Raw genomic sequence first — 19,893 nt, forward strand, 5'->3', positions numbered from 1 at the left:
GCGCGGTCCTTGCGCACATGAACCGTATCAGGCCAACGGTGGGTCGGGGAGTAAACGCGCTACTACGGGGGGGGGGGGCTGTCGATGGAACCCGTAGCGCGCACTCTGGCGGCGGCGAAGACCGCGTGCGCACCTGCGCGGTCCTCCCGTGATACTCCGGAGGAACCATCGCCTTGCTGTACGTATAGAGGTTGAGCATCTGGCGCATCATCTTCTCGTTATTCACGGGCTGAGGGGAAGTCAAACTAGCCCTTCATGAACCGCGCATCCTCAAGCAGGATCACCGTCGTGCACTGCATATCAAGCATGACCATCAACGCGACCTCGGCGCACGCCCCATCCAGCACTCTCGGAAGGGAAAACCCACTATGGGCACCAGTCGCAGCCGACCATCGCCGGCACGAATTCGGAGTTTTGCTCAGGATGCCAACATCTCTCAAGAGGACTCGGCGACGCATGGGGCGGACCAAAGCTGTTCTCAGCCCGTCCTCTAGAGCTCCGGCTGGACATCCACCTCCTCGCAGCAGCACTACAGAACCAATCACCACTTGCCTCGCCGGTCGAGTCCCGTCTCCGCCAGCGCGGCGCCGAGCATGAGAGTGCGCATCAGCCGCTCGGTGGCCTCCCTCAGGAGGTTCTCCCCATCGGCGACGGCGTCTTCCAGAGACATAGGAATGGGAACGATCGAGGCGATAGCATCGATGCCGATGTCGTAGACGCCCCGAGCCCCCTCTCCGAGGGTTCCGGCCAGAGCTATGACCGGCACTCCGTGCTCTCCGGCGCGGCGGGCCAGCTCGGCGGGGACTTTCCCCCGGGGCGTCTGGAAATCGATGGCACCTTCGGCGGTGACCACCAGATCAGCCTTCGCGAGCAGGGACTCGAGGTCGATCCCGGCCAAACCGGAATCCAGCAACGCCTCGAAACGCGGCATCAGGACCGCCCCCACCGACGCGAGACCTGCTCCCAGCCCACCCGACGCGCCGGTTCCTGCCCCCGTCGAGAAGTCGATCCCGGCCGCGCTGGGAAGACGGTCTCGCGTCAGCACCCTGGCCCAGTGGTCGAAACCCCGGGAGAGCTCCTCGACCTGCTCAGGGCTCGCCCCTTTCTGCGGGGCGAAGACACGGGCGACACCGCGGGGTCCGGTCAGGATGTTGTACGGATTCAGCGCCAAGGTGATCTTCACGCTTCCCTCTCGGATCGCCGGGTGCAATCCGCTCAGATCCACGCGGTCCACTTGCTTCAGGTGCGTTCCGCCTTCGGGAACTTCTCGACCCTCGGCATCGAGGACCGCAGCGCCCAGCGCTTTCAGAGCACCCATTCCACCGTCGCTGGTCCCCGAATCGCCGCAGCCGACAAGGACCTGCTGTACCCCCGATTCGATGGCTCCGGCGATCAGCTGCCCGACGCCGTAGGTAGTGGTGGCTCCCGGATCGCGCTGGTCCCGGGGCACGAGGGCAAGGCCACCCGCTGCCGCCATCTCGACGACGGCCGTGCCTTCGGCGTCCCCGCCCAGCAGGGCGTAGTGGGAGCTGACCTGCTGCCCCACGGGCCCGATGACGCTGGCGGGAACAACGTGCCCATTGGTAGCCGCGGCCATGGTCTTCGCGGTCCCTTCGCCTCCGTCCGCGATGGGGATGGCCTTGATGAGGGCACCAGGTACCGCGCGGCGGATGCCTGCGCTGATGGCATGGGCCACATCATGGGCATCCAGGGATTCTTTGAAACCCGAGGGCGCCACCAGGATGTATCGCGGGAATGCCGAAACCAAGAGGGTCTCCTTCTGTTGAGGGCAACGGGTCACCGGAATTGGCGACCAGCAGGGTATGCCGAGTCTGTGGACAGCTGAGGCGGGGCGGGCATCCTCATGGGGAAGTGAAGAGGGGCATTCCCAGCGCGGGCCAGACGAAGAACGCGAAGAGCAAGATCAGGACAATCATCAGAGGGGCCAAGAACAGGCTGAGGCGTAAGAGGTGATGAGGTGCAAAGGTATCGATGCCCTCGACCTCGGAGAAGATGGTAACGGGCTTGGCCGAGCTCGTGAGGGTGTGGCAGAAGCCCGCGGCCGCCGTGGATGCGAACGCCGCCGCCATCGGTTCCACCCCTACTCCCGGGGCCAGCGAGATCACCAGCGGGATCAGTACCGCCGACCGCGCCGACCGCGACTGGACGACCAGGTGGGCGGCGGTCGACATGACAACGACCACGATCACGAACGCCACCCCGGCACCCGCCCCTTGATCCGTCAGGGGTCTCATGATGCTGTGCGCCAGCCAATCGGCCGCACCGGAACCCAACAGGGCCGTCCCCAGCGTCAGAGTCGCCGCCATGAAAAGCAACATCGACCACGGGACGGTCTTGAGGGCCTTCCCCATGCTGACCGATCCGAATCGCGGGCTGGTCACCAATAGCGCGCCCATCAGCGCGACGACGGCCGGATGTAGCTCGTGCAGCGGTTCGGTGCACCACAACGCCACCACGGTGCCGACCAGCAGAGCTGCACGTGTTTGACCGACGGTCATCGGCCCGCTCAGCGGGATGGGAGAATGCTTCTGCACCTGGTGGAGGGAAATGCTCAGGCCCTTGCGGCGATCCTCCCGCCGGGTGAAAAGCCACAGGATGAGCTCCGCGCACAGATGAGAGGAGACGAAGGCCAATGGCAACCCGAAGAGCAGCCACGTGGCGAATGAGAAGCCTTCCTGCCCGGCTGCCTGCAGGATCTGGCTGGTGATCAGGTGCGCCCCTGCGCCTAGGTAGGAGGCCACCGCAGAAAGGAGTATCACCGAAGGAAAGAGCAGGGACAGGGACAGCACCACACGAGGACGATCGGCGAGGACCTTGGCGAGGGCGATGAAGATCGGCAAAGCCAGGGCCGCGCGACCCGAGGTGGAGGGGATGGCGAACGCCGTCGCCACAAGGACGCTCGTCAACAGGTGGGTGAGTTGTCGGAGGCCGTGTGCTCCCGTGACGATGTACGCGGCCGCTCGGGTGCTCAGCCCCGTGGTGGTGACCCCCGCCGCGATAACGAATGCCGCGAGAAGCAGCCAGACGGTCTCCTCACCCAAAGAGTCGAAGAGCTGCTCGTCGGGGAGCATGCCGGTGACGACCAGGATGACGGCGGCCCCGAGCGCTATGTAGGTATCCCCGATGGGGGAGAAAATCCATAACCATATCGCCGCTGCGAAAACGGCTAGGGTCAGCGCACCTTCGGCCGAGAGCCCGGGCGAGCCCGCCCGAGCCGGAGGCCCAGTGGCTTCATAACCGCACCAGATGACGAAAACCGTCAAGAATAGAGCGCCCAGGGCGGCTATCCAGCGCCCTCTGCCCCAACTGGGGCGGTTGACGGCTTGCGGTTGATCCCCCCAAACCGGCGGAGTGGTGGAGTAGCGGACGGGCGCCGTGGATGCGGTCCGCGAGCGAGGCTTCTGGGCCTCGCCGGGATGCAGAGGGACATCGCGGGAGGCCTCGGAGCGTCGGGAAGTGCTCATATTTCCTGACCCGTGCTGCCCTCGGGACCCTCCATCGGCCGCTCGTTCCCGGCCTCGCCCTGACGCGGGCGGTCGAGTGGGATGTCCAGACCGAAGCGGTTCCCAAGATCCTCGCCCGATTCGATCCAGGCCGTGCCTCCATGCGCATTCGCAACGGCCTTGACCATGGCCAATCCGAGGCCCATTCCAGAATCCTCGGCTCCCTTCCCCTCGGAGCGGTAGCTCTCGAACAGGGTGCGGGCCTCTTCCTGCTCCAGCTCCGGGCCCGGGTCGGCCACCCAGAAGCTCACCCATTTTTTCTCGTCCGAGAGAGAGGAGCCGATCCTGATCTCGTCCTGAGAGCCGCTGTGGGTGACGGCGTTGCGCGCGAGCTGGAGCATGGCCTCCCGCACCCGCTGCGGGTCCAGCCAGCCCCACCCGGTCGCTGCCGCCTCGAGGACCCAGCGACGATCGGTCGAAAGCCCCGCCGCCTCGGCGAAGACCTCACCGGTAACCTCTTTCAGCGAGGTCTCCCGCAGGGAGAGGAAGCTCGGGTCATCGGCCTGGGCCAGTATCTCCAGGCTCATCAGGGTTTCCTTCATGCGTCGCAGCTGACGCTGAGCCTCGAGCGTAGCGCGCTGTCTCTCGTCTGCCGTCAGCCATTCCCGTGAGAGGACCTTGATGGCGCGGGAGGCCTCCTGGCGGGGACCGTTCAGACGTCCTCGAGCCTCCGCGATGAAGTGACGCTGGGATGCATAGGCTCGTTCGACGCGTTCCAGCATGCTGTTCAAGGTGACAGCCAACTGGGAGACATCGTCCTGGCCCTCGACCGGTATGCGTGCCGAGAGGTCTCGAGCATTCACCGATTCGGCCACCTCACGCATCACGCGGATCGGCTGCATGATTCGGCCGGCCACGAGCCACGCGATCCCTGCGGTGAGGAGCAGCCCTCCCGCTGCAACACCGATGAGCAGGACAACCTGCCTATTGACTTCGCGGACCTCGGCCTGAGTGAACTGCGCGACGACGAGCGTTCCCTCGGCTGGTTCCCCCTCCGGGAGGTTCTGGGCCGTTATGCTTGCCTTGCCCCAGCGGATCTCTCCCTTTTCCGTCTCGGTCACACCGGATGGCCCTGGGGCGTCGAGGATCGCATTGAGCTGGCCGTGGTCCTGCGCGAGGGTCTCTCCCGCATCCTCCTCCGCGTTGTCGGTGAAGAGCACCTCCGGCCCCGCCACTGAGATGATCGCCTCGCCGGTGGCAGGCGTCTGCTTCTCGAGGTGCTGTTCCATCAGGTTGCCCATGGAGGTGAAAGGCTGGGCCGTATTCGGATCCACACCCTGCTCTGCGAAGAGCCGGAATTCCTCCACTTCCTGCGTGACCCCGGCGTTGGCGTCCTCTGCCACTCGATTCAACAGCACCGAGCGCATGGTGATGGTGGTGGCGAACAATGCTAACGCAGTGGTTAGCACGATCCACCCCACGATACGCCATCGAGCCGAGGTCCTACTGGCCAAGTGTTGGGACCGGTCATCACCGGGCGCCGAGCTTGTGTCCTTACGAGTCGTCATCATCTGGGCTCTCGTCATCGTCCGTGTCGTCTTCGTCGGACTGTTCTGCCGGAACGGGGACTTGCCCGGCTGGTTGAGGTTCTGGCGGCACTTGCCGCGAATCAGGTGGTGACGATGGGGGAGGGGTCCCGGAAGGGTTCTCGGACGGCTGGGCGGCATCGGGAATGGGGCGGGTTTCCGGCTGTGGATCCTGAACTATCTCAACCGATATCACTTCATCGGACAAGAAGGGAGGGGGCGCCGAAGCAGAGAGCGCTCGGGAACCTAAAGCCAGCAGAATGGGCACCACAAGGACTCCGAGGAGTAGGCAGAGGCGTCGAATCATGAAGGCGGTCCCGTTTCGCAGCAGCCAGGAATGGTTACTATTAATAATAGAAAAACAATGTTCCTCAGCGTATCATCCAAAGCTTCCGACGGGTGAGGAAAATCTGAATAAGTTTACCTAAAATTTGCAAAGTTCAATCTCTATTAAACAACCATGTTGGAGGCGCCAACTCTGCCGCTAAGTTTGTAGCAAGACACCCTAGGCGCTCATTCAGGAGGTCTCTCGTGACGGCCTCCCCGGTACAAGTCGAATGAGGGAGCGGTGCACCACCATGCATCCGCTGAGCATCAAGGTGACCCTCAAGACGGGGTGAAGAGATGGTCCCAGCCCTCGTCAGCGCCCTCGACGTCTTGTCGTTGACGTAGAAGGTCGCTGGCACATCGCGATCGGCGAGCACGTCGAGAACAGCAACGGCGTCGGTATCGGTGGGGCCGTCCTCGAAGGTGAGCACCGCGACCTTTTCGACTGTCCCCACTCGATTGACGAGACTTTCTGCGATCTCCCATGAGCGTGTTTGAACGAGGCGGGGATGCCGTAACCTGCCACGAGTATGAGCACGGTCATTATCGCTCCGAGGGGGATTCTGCCGCGCCTTCTTCGAGGGGGCGGACGGCGCACCGGAGTTATGAGACTTAGCATCAGTTGAAGCAGGGCCGGACGGTGTGGCCAACGGGGCTCGTGCGGAGGACCACCGGGTCGCGCGCAGCACCACGTGACCGATGTCGAGGAGGACACTTCAGCAGACCTCCTGGAGGACAGCGGCCTTCCCAGACGAGTCACGACCTCCATGCTGGCCGGCCCGGGCCTGGCACGATAACCGTGGGCCTACTGCCTCACTGGTTCTGCCGCAGGAGCATCAGGGCCTCAGAAACACGCTGATCTAGGCTGGGCCGCTTTCGTCCCGGCCCGGATGAGGATCTGGGCGAAGCTCAGTCTGTCGATCTTGCAGCCCTGACCGCCGCGCGACCCACGCACTGTGCAGGACCTGCTGGGCAGCGGGGCCACGTCATCCATCGTGGGATCCCGAGCCCAACGCAGAAGATCCCGCCCCGGCCATGGCCGGAACGGGATCCTCCTCTGTGCGCCCCGTGGGGCTCGAACCCACGACCCACGGATTAAAAGTCCGATGCTCTACCAACTGAGCTAGAGGCGCACGCTCCGCTGCGCAGAGCACTCCCACTGTACACGAGCGGGAAGGGGGCCAGCTAACGGGGGAGGGGCCCGGAGCAGGGAGACGACGTCGTTCTCCGCCGCGCCCTCCCGCCCCTTAGGGTGGTCCCCATGGAGTCACCGATCAGGCAGTACCTGGCCAACGTCCACCGGAGCCTGAGCGTCCTCGATGAGGGGCAGCCCAGCCACTCGACGCCGGTGCTCTCGGAGGGGAACCCGGACAGCTTCGGGATCGCGATCGCCACCGTGGACGGGCACGTCTACGAGGTCGGCGAGACCGCCGAGGAGTTCACCGTCCAGTCGATCTCCAAGGCTCTCTCCTACGGGATCGCGCTGCAGGACCACGGCTTCGAGTACGTGGACGAGCGGATCGACGTCGAGCCCTCCGGGGACGCCTTCAACGAGATCTCGCTGCAGACCAACGGCCGGCCGGACAACCCGCTCATCAACGCCGGCGCCATCGCGACGACGGCGCTGATCGACCCGCGCGACGAGGGCCGGGCCCCGCGCATCCTCGAGGCCTACGGCAGGTACGCCGGCCGGGAGCTGGAGGTGAACCGGGCCTCGCACGAGCAGGAGAGCCGCTACGGGGACCGCAACCGGGCGATGGGCTACCTGATGAAGTCCTTCGGGATCATCGAGGGCGACGTCGAGCAGGCGCTGGACGACTACTTCTTCCAGTGCTCGATCTCGGTCACCACCCGGGACCTCGCGATCATGTCCGCGACCCTGGCCAACAACGGCGTCAACCCCGTGACCGGCGAGCAGGTCGCCCCGCCGGAGGTCAACGCCCGGGTGCTCTCGGTCATGTCCACGTGCGGGATGTACGACGACTCGGGGCACTGGATGACGGAAGTCGGGATCCCGGCCAAGTCCGGCATCGGCGGCGGCATCATCGCGGTCCTCTCCGGCGAGATGGGGCTGGCCGTGTACTCGCCGCCGCTGGACGAGCACGGCAACAGCGTGCGCGGCGTCGAGGCCTGCCGCCGCCTCTCCGACGACCTCCAGCTGCACTTCGCCCACGCCACCGCCGCCGCGCAGGCCACCGTCCGCGGCGTGTACCCGATCTCCGAGTCGCCCTCCCAGGTGCGGCGCAACCAGGAGGCCCAGGACGTGCTGGACGAGTACGCGGCGCGGGCCGTGGTGGTGGAGCTGCAGGGCGACCTGATGTTCGCCGCCGTCGACTCCGCGGTGCGCGCGATCATCGACGCGGCGGAGGAGGACGTCGTCACCGTGATCGTGGACGGCCGCCGCGTCGGCAAGGTGCTCGACGCCTCCGGGGAGCTCTTCCGGAACCTGCGGGAGAGCTTCGCCGCGGAGGGGCGGGAACTGGCCGTCGTCGATCCCGAGTCCCTGCTGCCGCTGCCGGAGGGGATCAGGACGTTCAACACCAAGGACAGCGCGGCGGCGTGGGCCGAGGACCTCATCATCGAGCGCTACGGCTCCGAGGACACCCGGCCCGAGCGGGTGGGTCTGCTGGACAGCCCGCTCGCCGCCCACATCTCCGCGGAGGACCGGCAGCGGCTGGGCGGGCTGCTCGAGCGCCGCTCGGCACGCGAGGGGGAGGAGATCCTCGCTCCGGGAGAGGGCTTCGCGGGAATCCACATGATCATCTCCGGGCGGGTCCGGCAGACCCTGCCGGTGCGCATGGACGAGGCGGGGGACCGCCCCAGCGGCGACGCCGAGCGGGAGGAGATCACCGTCGGCGAGCTCTCCCCGGGGATGACCTTCGGCGAGGGCTGCCTCGGATTCGAGGACCGGCAGGTCCTGCGCGTCACGGCCCTGGACGACGTCGAGTACTTCCTGCTGCCCGCCGACGCCCTCGAGCGACTGGACCGGGAGGATCCCGCCTTCGGCCTGCTGCTGTGGCAGGCCATCGCCCGCGAGGGGTACCGCCAGGTGGGCCAGCAGCTGCGGGAGATCGGGCTGCGTACGAGCCAGATGGGCTGAGCCGGGCCGGGACGCCTAGAGGGACGGAGCTGGGCCGGGGCGTGCCGACGGGCAGGGAAGCTGAAGCCACCCCGGACACCTCCCGGCGGACAGGCGTAGGCTTAGGACCGATGTCTTCCGCAGAACGCCACCACAAGCCCGTGAAGTTCTCCCCGGACCTCTTCGACCGCTGGGAGGGCGGGGAGGACCCGGAGACGGTCTCCCAGGCCGCCCACTCCTCGGCGTGGGCCATCCTCAGCCAGGGGCGCGAGAACCGCGACCCGGAGGTGACCGCGCGCCTGGTGGAGTTCACGGACCGCTACGGCCTGGACGCCATCGCCGAGATGTGGGCCGAGGCCCCCGGCGTCTCGCTGCCCGGGGCGCTGTGGCGGATCTACGCCCTGCGCGACACCGTGCGCCGCAACCCCGGCACGGTGGGCAGGTACTACGAGCTCGGGCAGGGCAGCGCCCAGGTCTCCCGGGTGGTCGCCGGCGTGGCCGACCCGCCGGCGGCCGAGGAGCTGTGCCGCACCGTGGACGCGATCCTCACCGGCGCGTACACGGGGGAGTTCGACGTCGCGCTGGAGCGGTTCGCGGCCTTCTGCCGCGTCGTCGCGCTCGGCCAGGCGGCGGCGGCCGACCGGAACGACGTCGCCGTCCACCCCGCGGGCACCGCCGCCGGCGCCCGCGCGAGCGAGTTCTTCACCGCCCCCGGCTCGAGCCGCCGGGGAGCGCGGATGACCCGCGCCTCCCGCCGGCTGGTCACGACCGCCGAGGAGCTGGAGTCCGCGGCGAGCGCGTGGAGGCACGGGCAGCTCGACTGAGCGGCGGGAGCGGCCGGCGCGGCGTGCGGCCTCGCCCGCGGCCCGCCCCTACAGCAGCGCCGAGGTGAGCCGGCAGATGTTCTCCGTGACCTTCTGGCGGAGCGGGCGGCGCAGCCACTCGGCGTAGTCGAGCTCCTCGCAGACCTCGAAGTACTCCTTGGCCAGCTCGTTGACCTGGGAGGCCACGGTCTTGTCCAGGATCAGCATCGAGACCTCCAGGTTCAGCGAGAAGGAGCGCTGGTCCATGTTCGAGGAGCCGATGAGGGAGACGTCGTCGTCCACCACCATGAACTTGGTGTGCAGGACCGTCGGCGCGGGGTAGAGCTGGATCTTGACGCCCATGTGCAGCAGGCTCGCGTAGTAGGAGCGCTGGCCGTAGTGGGGGAAGAACTTGTCGCCCTTGGCGCAGACGATCAGCGTGACGTCGATGCCCGACTGCGCCGCGGTGGTCAGCGCCATCTTCAGCGAGTCGTCCGGGACGAAGTACGGGCTGCAGATGATGATCCTGCGCTCGGCGTTGTAGATCAGGTGGTTGATCAGCCGCAGGTTGTTCTCCGTCTCGAACCCGGGGCCGGAGGGGACCACCTGGGCCATCGCTCCGGAGTCGAGCGAGGGGAGGTCCTGGTCCGCCTCCTCGAGGAGCAGGTCGCCGGTCTCGGCGTACCAGTCGGAGAGGAACAGCGCGTTGAGCTCCGAGACCATGGGGCCGCGGATGTCCAGCATCAGGTCCTTCCACGCCCGGTTCCGGCGCCGGTTCTTCCTCTTGTTGTAGGACCTGTCGATGATGTTCTGCGAGCCGGAGAAGCCCACCAGGCCGTCCACCACCAGGATCTTGCGGTGGTTGCGCAGGTCGGGCCGCTGGTACTCTCCGCGCCAGGGGCGCAGGGGCAGCATCCGCCGCCAGGGCAGGCCCGCCCGGTCCAGCATCTTGACCAGCTCCGAGTAGCCGGGGTAGCCGAGCGAGCCCATGTGGTCGATCAGGACGCGGACCTTGACGCCGCGCTGGTGGGCCCGGAAGAGGGCGTCCAGCAGGGGCGCGCTCGAGGTGTCGTAGGCCACGATGTAGCACTCGAAGTGGACGTACTCCTCGGCGTCGTCCACGGCCTTCGCCATGACCTTCATGGACTCGTGGTTGTCCGGCAGCAGCGCGAACTCGTTGCCGCCCGCCATGGGGAGCGAGCCGAGCCGGTAGTTCAGGATCGCCGAGGCGAGGTCCGACTCGCGCAGGTGCCCCTGGGCGCCCAGGACCGGCCTGTTCCCGGTCCGCTCACGGACCAGCTCGTTCATCCGGGACTGCCGCTCCCTGCGGTTCTTGGGCAGGTACCGTGACCCGATGACGATGAAGATCAGGATGCCCACGTAGGGCAGCAGGAAGATCGCCATCAGCCATCCCAGCGCCACCGAGGGCTTGCGGTTGTACGGGATCCAGCACAGCGCGATGATGCGGATGATGATGTCCAGCGCGAAGATGATGCTGTCGACCCACCCGGGGAACCATGGGATGTTCAGCAGGGAGAAGTTCACCCGGACCAGTGTACGGGACGAGGTGCGTCCGCCCTCGTCACCGAATCGGGGGTCTCAGGCGGGACGGCGCGGGGAGCGGGACGAGGCCGCGCGGGCGACGGCCGCCACGATGCACGCCGCCGTCACCAGGAGGTTGATGAGGACGCTGATCATCTCGGGGGTCCCGGTGCTCAGCGCGTCCCGGCCGGAGCCGGCCGCCGCGGGGAACAGGAAGGGGATCGCGTTGAGGTAGACGTTGATGCCCGCGCCGTCGGCGCTGATGCCCTTCCAGAACATGCCGCCGCCCGGCTCGATCACCAGCGTCGTGATCGCGCTCTGCACGGCGGTGACCGCGAGGTAGCTCAGCCAGCCCGTCAGCAGGTACAGCGCCCGCGATCCGATGCGCGTGAGCAGCGAGGCCGCGGCGACCATGAGGGCGCAGAAGGCGATGGCCCCCGTCGCGGCCTCGAGCCCGTAGACGGCAGCCGCGGTGAGGGCCCGCTCCGGATCCCCGGTCCCCGCCAGGTGCTCGATGAGCACGACGCCGGCCTGGATGACCGTGAGGAACACGACCGTCATGACCGTGGGCGGCACGGCCCGCTGGAGCCGGTCCGCGAGCCCGGAGGGCAGCCCGGGGAAGCTCTCCGGGCGGGGCCACAGCAGCACGAGGAAGCCCGAGTAGAGGACGAGCACCAGCCAGGTGATCGTCTGGATGAGCGGCAGCGCCTCGTGCAGGGAGGAGGGAGCGCCGGCGATGTCCTGCGCCAGCCGGTCCACGGTGGCGCTGCCCCAGACCACCAGCAGTCCCGCCCAGTACAGCGGGGTGTGCTTGAACAGCCCGGTCCAGGGGCCGGGGCTGCGCACGGGCGTGGCTCGCAATTCGGGCAGGCCGTTGTGCGTCATGCTCCGTCCACTCCTGCCTCTGGTCGCCGGCGTCGCGGATCCTCGTCGGGCTCGTCCGACTGCCGCCGTGCCAACGATAGCGCATCGGCCCAAGCCGGGGCCCAGTCAGCGGAACATCCCTCCGTCTGGGCGAGGCGCCGCTGGGCCTGGCGCGTGGGGGAGTGGTGCCGTACGCGCCGAGGGGCCCGGGGCCTCTCGGCCTCGAACGGGGCGGCGGGGTCCGGGGACGGTCCTCCGTCCGCGGGGGAGCGCTCCGCCCCCTCCGCACCGGGGCCCTCTTCCATCTCCGCGGCGGGGCGGCCCCTCTCCTCCGCGGCGGGGAGCAGCACGGCCCGGCGGGCGTGGCGCAGCGCGGCGTAGGCGACGCCGGGACCGGTCCGGTCGGCGTCGGAGAGAAGGACCCAGTCGAGCCGGTGGGGCCCGAGCGGGGCGCACAGGCGGGGGAGCAGCTCCACGGCGACCTCGACGTCGGGGAAGACCGCCAGCAGCACCTGCCAGGCGGCGGCCGCGGCGTCGGCGCCGGGCCCGGTCTCTGCCGTCCCCGCCGTCCTGCCGGGCGCGGCCCCTTCCATCCCGCCAGGTGCGATCTCCTCCGTCCCGCCGGGCGCGGCCCCTGCCGTCCCGCCGGGCGTGGTCCCCGCCGTCCCCTCCGGCGCGGCGCGCAGGAGGTCCCGCGCCAGCAGCAGCCCCTCCCGGACCTCGGCGGCCCCGAACCGCCCCGCGAGCCCGTGCAGCAGCGCCGCGCTCCGGTAGGCCTCCACACGCGCGTCCTGGACCTCGGCGTCGAGCCAGGGGGAGGACGCGGTGTCCTCCTGCCAGTCCCCGGCCAGCCAGTCCTGGTCCACGGCGTGGGCGGGGTGCGGGTAGGCCTCGAGCTCCTCCTGTAGGCCGCGCACCGTCTCGGCGGCCTCGCGCAGCTCCTCCCGCAGGACCGCGGCGTCGGCCCGCACCCGGTCCAGCTCGCGCTGCAGCGCGTCCCGGCGCTGGCGGGCGGCCTCCTCGGCGCGCTCCGCCTCGTCCCGGCGGGTGCGCAGCTCCTCCAGCCGGTGGCGCCACGGCGGCACGGTCCGTCCCAGCGTCACGCTCCGGCGCACGACGCCGGGCGAGGCGCTCAGGTGCTCCGCGATCGCGTCGCTGAGGCTGTGCGCCCGCTCCCAGGCCGAGCGGTGCTCCGCCTCGGCTTCGCGCAGGCTCCCCTCCAGCGACTGCTCGGTTCCGCGCACCCCGCTCAGCTGCCGGGCCGTCCGGCTGATCTGGTGCTGGGCGCGCATCAGCATGGGGACGGCCTCGTGGTAGCGCTGGCGGGCCGCCAGCAGCGTCTCGACCCGCTCATGCGCCGCCAGCACGCGGTCCGCGAGCCGGTCCCACTCCCCGTACTCGGCGGGCGTCGGGCCGGCGGCCGCGGGCTCCGGGAGGGCGCCGAGGACGACGTCGAGGGCCTCCACGGCGTCGTACCCCTCGCCAGGCACGAGGCCCGGGTACAGCCCGCACTCCTCCATCCCCGGCAGGATCCCGACCCGGATCCCGAGGCCGCCGGCGCCGCCGGGCAGGTCCTCGAGCGGGCGGGCGCGCAGCACGCCGCACCCGGCGAGGTCGGGGTGGAGCGGGTGGACCCGGCGGCTCCCCGAGGGGTCGGCGGGCTCGGGGCCGAAGGCCTCGGCCGGGTCGGGGAGCTCGGCGAGGGCGCGGCCCCGGCGGGCGATGAGGGCGGAGAGGAGCATCTCGCGGGCCCGGCCGGCGTCGAGCCCCCGGGAGAGGGAGGCCGGGACCGCCCAGAGGCCCGCGCCCTCGCTCAGCCGGGCGAGGGCGCGGTTGACGGAGAACTGCGTGGCCACGGCGGCGCCGGCCGCGCCGACGACGCCGAGGGGCAGCTCCCTCGGCGCGACGGCCGAGTACATCAGCAGCGGGGAGGCGGCCTCCTCGCGGGGCTCTGCCGCGCCGATGCCGAGGAGCCCCGCCGCCGCCTGCCGGAAGCGGGTGGCCCCGGCGGCCTCGACGAGCGGGGCCGCGCTCGGGTGGTCGATGAGCGGGAGCGCGGGGACGCCCGCCCGATCCTCGTCCTGCAGGAGGCTGAGCACCCGGACGGGCGAGCGCAGCAGGCGCTCGCTGCGCAGGGCTCCCGCCTCGAAGACGCGGTGCGTCTCCTCGATCATCGCCAGCAGGTCGCCGTGGTCGAGCAGGTGCGTGGCGCCGGAGGGGCCGGGGACGCCGTACGGGGGCGAGGTCGTGCCGGGTTCGCCCGCGGCATCGGGCGCTCCCGCATCCTCGGGCGTCCCGGCGCCGTCGGATGCTGCCGTGCCGCTGGGCCTCCCGGCACCGTCGGCCTCCTCCTCGGCGTTCGGCTCCGGCAGGAGGCGGACGCCGCGGGAGCGCAGCACCGTGACCATGGCGGCCCGCCAACGCCGGCCGTCCGCGTCGAAGTCGGCGGTCACGGCCCGGCCGAAGCCGGACCTGGCCAGTGCCGCCCAGCAGGCCCGGGAGAACTCCAGGCTCGTGGGGTCGGCCGCGCCGTCCTGCTCCACCCGCAGTGCGAAGAGCGGGGTCAGGCTCGAGGCAGGTCCGGGTCCCTCCTCCGCGGGCGCGGGTCCGAACTCGAGCCCCGCCCGGACCAGCAGGGTCCGGTACGGGACCAGGCCGGCGAAGACCGTGTGCCGCCAGGCGCCGTGGGCCCCGCCCCAGTGGCCGGTCGCGGGATCCCACGGGAGGCGGTGCTCCCGCAGGTAGTCCTTGACGGTCACGGCGGGGCGCGCGAAGCCGGGCTCGGGAAGGACCCTCGGGCTCAGCTCGGCGAGCGAGCGCCAGAGGGCCAGGGGGTCGTCTTCGAGGGGGAATCGGCGGGCCATTCTCCAACGTTACTAGGAGGCATCCGCCGGCTGGGGGAGACCGGGCGTCCCGGGCGGATGCCGCCGGGCTTCGCCGCCCGCGGCGGAGGCGTCCTAGCGGCCGGCTCCGTCCCCGTGCCGTGCGGCGCCGAGCTCGCCGGCGAGGGCTTCCGTCGCGTCTCCCCATCCGGCGACGGACACGGCGTCGAGCCCCTGCCACGCCGCGGCCTCCCGGACGGCCCGGGCCAGCAGGGGCCCGTGCCGGCCGGCGTCGGCGTGGTCCTCCCACCACGCCGACTGCACGAGCAGGGTCGAGGCGGCCCGGTCCGCCTTGAGGTCCACCCGCGCCGCGATCCTGTCCCCGATGAGCACGGGCAGCGAATAGTAGCCGAACCTGCGCCGGGCGGCGGGCGTGTAGATCTCGATGCGGTAGTGGAAGCCGAAGAGACGCTGCGCCCTCTCGCGGAACCACACGACGGGGTCGAAGGGGGTGAGCACGGTGGCGCGGTCCGTCAGCCGGGGGACGCGGGCCTCGTGCCAGCGCCACGCCGGGGTCGGCCGGCCGCCGCGCTCCCAGCCCCGCACCGACACGGGCACCAGTTCGCCGGCCGCCTCGAGGTCCCGGACGGCCGCCAGTACGGCGGGGCGCGAGCGCAGGCGGTAGTAGTCGGCCAGGTCAGCGGCCGTCGCCACGCCCGAGGCCCTGGCGGCGCGGCGCACGAGCTCGCGGATCGCCTCGTCCTTCCCGGCGGTCTCCGTGAGCAGCCGCTCGGGCAGTACGTCAGGGGCCAGCGCGTAGCGGCGCTCGAAGCCCTCGCGTCCCGCCACGGCGACCTCGCCGAACCGCCACATCATCTCCAGCGCCCGCTTGACGTCGTCCCAGTCCCACCACGATCCCCGGGGACGGCGCTCGGCGTCCCTCTGCACCTGCCCCGCCCGGAGCGGCCCCCGGTGCGTCAGCTCCGCGCGCACCCAGTCGACGGTGTCCCGGTGCTCGGCGAACCATTCGCCCGGCCCGGCGTACCTCCTGCGCATCCGGTCCCGGCGGAACTCCCAGAGGGGCCAGTCCTCGGCGGGGAGGAAGGTGGCCTCGTGGCCGAGGTACTCGATGTAGGCGGGCGCGCCGCGGCGCTGCGGCCCGCCCATGACCAGGCGGTCGAGGGCGGAGGCCTCATAGGCGCCGAGCCGTGAGAACAGGGGGAGATAGTGGGAGCGGGCGAAGACGTTCACGGAGTCGATCTGGAGGAGGCCCATCCGGTCGATCTCGCGGCGCAGCGCCCGGACCCCTGGAGGGCCGGACCTGGCGGGACGCGCGCCCGCGAGCCCCTGGGTCCCGAGCGCGAGGCGGCGGGCCTCGCTCGGTGTCAGCGTGTCCTGTGCCATGCTCCGTGACGTTACCAGACGGCCGGGAAGGGTATTCAACCTCCAGGAGTTGTCCTGCCGAGAGCTGCGGAGCGGGTCTCGGCCGGAGGTTCCCGGGCCGCCCGGCAGGGCTTCCGCCGGATGCGCCTGCGTCACCCGCCGGCGCTCCGGGCGGGGGCGCGCCTCCACCCGCCGGCGCCCCGGCCGGGAGACTTACTATTAAACGGTCCGCTTCGGGAGCGGACGTGGGACATCCCGCCGAGAACGGCACGTCCGGACCTCCTCGCGCGGTCCGGGAGGCCTCGCCCGACGCCCCGCGCCCGCGGCCCGCAGCGATGCCCCGACCCGCTCTCAGAGAGGACCCCCTCGCCCGTGCCCACCGGCCACGTCCGCCAGATGCTCGCCTTCGCGCCCGCCCGCTCCGATCAGATCCCCGCGCTGAGGATCGCGATCAGCCTCGCGGTGCCGCTCGCCGTCATGCTCCTGTTGGGCCGGGCCGACCTCACGATCTTCGCCTCCTTCGGCGCCTTCACCGCGATCTACGGCCGGCAGGAGCCGCTGCGGGACCGCTTCAGGCACCAGTGCCAGGCGGGGGCCCTGCTGCTGTGCATGATCCTGCTGGGGGCGCTGCTGGCCCATCTCGGCGCATCGCCGTGGGTGGTGATCCCCGCGGTGGCCGTGGCGGGCGGCGTCGGCGCGGTCGCGAGCGCGGTGCTGGGCCTCAAGCCGCCGGGGGCGATCTTCTACATCTTCGCGGCCGGGGCGATCGGGAGCCTCCCGGCCACGGCGGACCTGGGCGCCGGCCTCGGGGTCGCCGCGCTCTCGGCGATCTGGTGCGTGCTCACGGGGCTGCTGGGCTGGTGCATCGGCGAGGGCAGGCACGGCCCGGTGGCCCCTGTGGCAGCGCATCACGGGATGAGCCGCGGCGGGATCGCCCGCCAGGGGCTGCTGTACTTCTCCGCCGCGCTGATCGCGGGCCTGCTGGGGGAGGCCTCGGGCCTCAGCCACTTCTACTGGGCCATGGTCGCGGCGGTCGCACCGATCTCCGCGCCCGACGTCGCCGCCCGGCTCTACCGAGGGATCCACCGGGTGGTCGGGACCTTCGGCGGCATCCTGGTCGCAGCCTTCGTGCTCTCCACGGGACTGCAGGAGTGGCACATCGTGGTCTACGTGGTGCTCTTCCAGTTCCTGGCCGAGGTCTTCGTGACCCGCAACTACGGCTTCGCGCTGCTGTTCATCACTCCGCTGGCGCTGCTGATGCTGCAGCTGGCGCACCCGGCCTCGACGCAGGAGATCCTCACCGCGCGGATGGCCGAGACGGCGATCGGGGCCGCGGTGGGCCTGGGCCTGGTGCTGATCTTCCGCACCCGCCGGGAGCGGGAGGCGGACACCCGGGCGCTGCCGATCCTGGGGCGCATCGGCCGGCGCCGCTAGCCTGTGGGGTCCGACGGCGGCCCCGGGCGGGACCGCACCGGCGCAGGGCGGCGTCGGGCGTCGGGGAGGATCGCCGCTAGCCGGCGCGGACCTGCGACTCCACGGTCTCCGCGAGCTTCCGCAGCGCCGAGCGCCACCCCGAGGCCACCGTCTCGTGGATCTCGGGCGGCATCGCCCCCTGGCTGACCACGACCCGGGTCCCGGTCCGCCCCTCGACCTCGCGCTCCAGGAACTCGATCCGGTGGAACACGCTCGCGTCGGTGGCCTCCCCGTCCGGCCCGGGCAGGGACTCGCGGTGCTCGAGCAGCTCGTTCTCGACGACGCTGACGTACGTCGCGTACATCGGCACCGCCTGGCTGGGGTCGGCGTGGTTGACCATGACCAGCCGCAGCGTGCCGCCCGGCCTGGGGTCCAGCGAGATCGTGTGCACGGGGACCAGCCACCCCGCCGGGCCGTACCAGCCGGCGAGGCGCAGGGGGTCGGTGAAGGCGCCGAAGACCTCGGCGGGGGAGGCGGCGACGTCCTCGGAGACGGAGACGATGTGGTCGGCGGGGACCGTGGCCAGAATGCTCATGATGTGCCTTTCTCAGCCCCGGGCGCTCGCGTAGTAGCGTCCCATGAACTCGTCACGGTACGCGAAGTAGTCGCCGGAGGCCATGGTCTCGCGCGCGGTGTCGACCATGCGCACGATGAACCGCTCGTTGTGGATCGAGGCCAGGGTGGCGGCGAGGCGCTCCTTGGCCTTGAAGAGGTGGTGGAGGTACGCGCGCGAGTAGTTCGCGCACGTGTAGCAGTCGCAGCCCTCGTGGACGGGGCCGAAGTCGGTCTTGAAGCGGGCGTTGCTGATGTTGAACCGGCCGTCCGGGGAGTAGACCGCGGCCGAGCGGGCGACCCGGGTGGGGGAGACGCAGTCGAAGGTGTCCGCGCCGTTCTCCAGGGCCACGAAGATGTCGTCCGGCTCCGAGATGCCCAGCAGGTGCCGCGGCTTGCCCTCGGGCAGCTCCTCGTTGCACCAGCGGACGATCGTGCCGAGGTTCTCCTTCTCCAGTGCCCCGCCGATCCCGAAGCCGTCGAAGGCCATCTCGCCGAGGTCCCGGCAGGCCCTGCGGCGCAGGTCCTCGTACTGGGCGCCCTGGATGACGCCGAACAGCGCCTGGTAGGGCCGGTGGGAGCGCTCCTCGGTGAGCCGGAGGTGCTCGGCGACGCAGCGCTGCGCCCACAGCCGGGTCCGCTCCAGCGCCTGCTCCTGATAGGGGCGGGAGTTGTACAGGGTGGTCAGCTCGTCGAAGGCGAACATGACGTCGGCCCCGATCCGGTGCTGCACGCCCATCGAGATCTCCGGGGTGAAGCGGTGCAGGTCGCCGTTGAGGTGGGACTTGAAGGTCACGCCGTCGTCGTCCACGTGGGCCATGCGCAGCTTGCCGGCGGCGACGTCGTCGTCCCCCAGGGGCCTGCCGTCCGCGCCGGTGGCCTCGGTGACGGTGCCCATGTCGATGACCTTCTTGAAGCCGGAGCCGAGCGACATCACCTGGAAGCCGCCGGAGTCGGTGAAGGTCGGGCCGTCCCAGTTCATGAAGGCGCCGAGCCCGCCCGCGGCGTCCAGGACCTCGGAGCCGGGCTGGAGGTACAGGTGGTAGGCGTTGGCCAGCAGCGCCTGGCTGCCCAGCTCGCGCATCGACTCGGGCAGCACCGCCTTGACGGTGGCCTTGGTCCCCACCGGGATGAAGGCCGGCGTGCGGATCCGGCCGTGCGGGGTCTCGATGACGCCGGTGCGGCCGAGGAACTCGCCGCCGTCGTTGCGGGCTCGGGCGTCCGCCGAGGGCCCGGCGTCGGCGGTCTCGCTCAGGCGCGACTCGACGCGGAAGCCGAACTGGTCGCTGGGGAACGTTGTATCAAGCACCCGATACATCCTAGGGGGTCGGCGGGAGGGCCGCCGCCGCGTGGGTCACGCCCGCGGCGGCGGTCCCGCCGGTGCTGGTCAGCAGCGTCCCCAGCCCGCGTGGGCCAGGGCGCGGTGCACGAGGTCGCCGGCCCCGCCCTCGAACTCCTCCTGGATCTCCTGGCTGACCGCCTCGTCGGGGGTCAGCCAGGAGAGCTGGATGGCGTCCTGGCGCGGCTCGCAGTCGCCGGCCACGGGCACGATGTAGCACAGGGCGACGGCGTGCTGCCGCTCGTCCGTGAGCCCCGACTGCGAGGGGCTCGGGAAGTACTCGGCCACGGTGAACGGCGTCAGGGTGAAGGGCATCTGCGGCATCGCCAGCGGCCCGAGGTCCTTCTCGAGGTGGCGCAGCAGCGCCGCGCGCACCGTCTCGCGGTAGTGGACCCTGCCGGAGACGAAGGAGCGGACCATGGTCCCCTCCGCGTTGGGCCTCAGCAGGAGCCCGACCTCGGTGATGTTCCCCAGCGGGTCCAGGACCACGGGGATGGCCTGGATGTACACCATGGGGAGTCGCTGGCGGGCCTGGGCGAGCTCCTCCTCGGGGAGCCAGCCCGGCGTGGGATCCGGGGTACGTACACTGCTCATGTCACGGTTCTATCTCACCGTCCCGGGGCCCTCCTAGCGGGGAGGGGGAAATACCGCGGGGTTCG

Annotated in this window: 14 protein-coding genes and 1 tRNA gene; 3 read left to right on the plus strand and 12 right to left on the minus strand. The window is 70.5% G+C overall.

Annotated elements, in window-relative coordinates; translation table 11 throughout:
• Nucleotides 1-541: 541 nt before the first annotated feature.
• The 5 genes from EWV39_RS12135 to EWV39_RS12155 all read right to left on the minus strand — a co-directional run bounded on the left by EWV39_RS12135 (nt 542) and on the right by EWV39_RS12155 (nt 6,510).
• Entirely contained in the window at nt 542-1,768 is a 1,227-nt protein-coding gene (locus tag EWV39_RS12135) for a glycerate kinase family protein (RefSeq protein ID WP_129660612.1), read from the minus strand.
• Nucleotides 1,769-1,862: 94 nt separating this feature from the next.
• Nucleotides 1,863-3,284 carry an SLC13 family permease gene (locus EWV39_RS12140; RefSeq protein ID WP_238148333.1) on the minus strand — a complete coding sequence of 474 codons (1,422 nt, stop codon included), beginning with the start codon at nt 3,282-3,284 and terminating at the stop codon, nt 1,863-1,865.
• A gap of 197 nt (nt 3,285-3,481) precedes the next feature.
• Complete coding sequence (locus EWV39_RS12145) at nt 3,482-4,912, minus strand: ATP-binding protein (protein ID WP_165313300.1); 1,431 nt, start codon at nt 4,910-4,912, stop codon at nt 3,482-3,484.
• A 578-nt stretch (nt 4,913-5,490) separates the two neighbouring features.
• Nucleotides 5,491-6,069 carry a polysaccharide deacetylase family protein gene (locus EWV39_RS14380; protein WP_420329965.1) on the minus strand — a complete coding sequence of 193 codons (579 nt, stop codon included), beginning with the start codon at nt 6,067-6,069 and terminating at the stop codon, nt 5,491-5,493.
• Between the two features lie 368 nt (nt 6,070-6,437).
• Nucleotides 6,438-6,510: transfer RNA gene (locus tag EWV39_RS12155), tRNA-Lys, on the minus strand.
• Nucleotides 6,511-6,638: 128 nt separating this feature from the next.
• Between EWV39_RS12155 and glsA the strand changes: the two genes are divergently transcribed.
• Nucleotides 6,639-8,477 carry a glutaminase A gene (glsA, locus tag EWV39_RS12160; protein ID WP_129660621.1) on the plus strand — a complete coding sequence of 613 codons (1,839 nt, stop codon included), beginning with the start codon at nt 6,639-6,641 and terminating at the stop codon, nt 8,475-8,477.
• A gap of 110 nt (nt 8,478-8,587) precedes the next feature.
• Entirely contained in the window at nt 8,588-9,280 is a 693-nt protein-coding gene (locus EWV39_RS12165) for a hypothetical protein (RefSeq protein WP_129660624.1), read from the plus strand.
• A 48-nt stretch (nt 9,281-9,328) separates the two neighbouring features.
• Here the strand turns inward: EWV39_RS12165 and cls are convergent, their stop codons facing one another.
• The 4 genes from cls to EWV39_RS12185 all read right to left on the minus strand — a co-directional run bounded on the left by cls (nt 9,329) and on the right by EWV39_RS12185 (nt 15,891).
• Nucleotides 9,329-10,804, minus strand: a complete 1,476-nt coding sequence (gene cls, locus EWV39_RS12170; RefSeq protein ID WP_129660627.1) for a cardiolipin synthase — start codon at nt 10,802-10,804, stop codon at nt 9,329-9,331.
• Nucleotides 10,805-10,858: 54 nt separating this feature from the next.
• Complete coding sequence (locus tag EWV39_RS12175) at nt 10,859-11,686, minus strand: hypothetical protein (RefSeq protein ID WP_129660630.1); 828 nt, start codon at nt 11,684-11,686, stop codon at nt 10,859-10,861.
• The gene (locus tag EWV39_RS12180) at nt 11,683-14,529 is read right to left on the minus strand and encodes a hypothetical protein (protein ID WP_129660633.1); all 2,847 of its coding nucleotides are present in this window, start codon (nt 14,527-14,529) and stop codon (nt 11,683-11,685) included. Before EWV39_RS12180 ends, EWV39_RS12175 begins: the two co-directional genes overlap by 4 nt.
• Nucleotides 14,530-14,622: 93 nt before the next feature.
• Nucleotides 14,623-15,891: a winged helix-turn-helix domain-containing protein gene (locus EWV39_RS12185; protein WP_129660636.1), complete on the minus strand. Its 1,269-nt coding sequence runs from the start codon at nt 15,889-15,891 to the stop codon at nt 14,623-14,625.
• Between the two features lie 351 nt (nt 15,892-16,242).
• Here EWV39_RS12185 and EWV39_RS12190 point away from each other — a divergent pair, with 351 nt between their 5' ends.
• Nucleotides 16,243-17,304, plus strand: a complete 1,062-nt coding sequence (locus EWV39_RS12190; protein ID WP_238148334.1) for an FUSC family protein — start codon at nt 16,243-16,245, stop codon at nt 17,302-17,304.
• 76 nt (nt 17,305-17,380) lie between these two features.
• Here the strand turns inward: EWV39_RS12190 and EWV39_RS12195 are convergent, their stop codons facing one another.
• The 3 genes from EWV39_RS12195 to EWV39_RS12205 form a co-directional block, all read right to left on the minus strand.
• Nucleotides 17,381-17,878: an SRPBCC family protein gene (locus EWV39_RS12195; RefSeq protein ID WP_129660639.1), complete on the minus strand. Its 498-nt coding sequence runs from the start codon at nt 17,876-17,878 to the stop codon at nt 17,381-17,383.
• A gap of 12 nt (nt 17,879-17,890) precedes the next feature.
• Nucleotides 17,891-19,204: a tRNA guanosine(34) transglycosylase Tgt gene (gene tgt, locus EWV39_RS12200; RefSeq protein ID WP_238148335.1), complete on the minus strand. Its 1,314-nt coding sequence runs from the start codon at nt 19,202-19,204 to the stop codon at nt 17,891-17,893.
• 78 nt (nt 19,205-19,282) lie between these two features.
• Nucleotides 19,283-19,828, minus strand: a complete 546-nt coding sequence (locus tag EWV39_RS12205; protein WP_129660645.1) for an NUDIX hydrolase family protein — start codon at nt 19,826-19,828, stop codon at nt 19,283-19,285.
• Between the last annotated feature and the right edge of the window lie 65 nt (nt 19,829-19,893).

Source organism: Rothia halotolerans (genome assembly GCF_004136635.1).
Classification (GTDB): domain Bacteria; phylum Actinomycetota; class Actinomycetes; order Actinomycetales; family Micrococcaceae; genus Rothia; species Rothia halotolerans.

What these genes read in the sequence shown, in the direction of transcription:
- glsA (WP_129660621.1), top strand. Translation starts at nt 6,639, where the DNA reads ATGGAGTCACCGATCAGGCAGTACCTGGCCAACGTCCACCGGAGCCTG.
- EWV39_RS12165 (WP_129660624.1), top strand. Translation starts at nt 8,588, where the DNA reads ATGTCTTCCGCAGAACGCCACCACAAGCCCGTGAAGTTCTCCCCGGAC.
- EWV39_RS12185 (WP_129660636.1), bottom strand. Translation starts at nt 15,891, where the DNA reads ATGGCACAGGACACGCTGACACCGAGCGAGGCCCGCCGCCTCGCGCTC.
- EWV39_RS12175 (WP_129660630.1), bottom strand. Translation starts at nt 11,686, where the DNA reads ATGACGCACAACGGCCTGCCCGAATTGCGAGCCACGCCCGTGCGCAGC.
- EWV39_RS12195 (WP_129660639.1), bottom strand. Translation starts at nt 17,878, where the DNA reads ATGAGCATTCTGGCCACGGTCCCCGCCGACCACATCGTCTCCGTCTCC.
- EWV39_RS12205 (WP_129660645.1), bottom strand. Translation starts at nt 19,828, where the DNA reads ATGAGCAGTGTACGTACCCCGGATCCCACGCCGGGCTGGCTCCCCGAG.
- EWV39_RS12180 (WP_129660633.1), bottom strand. Translation starts at nt 14,529, where the DNA reads ATGGCCCGCCGATTCCCCCTCGAAGACGACCCCCTGGCCCTCTGGCGC.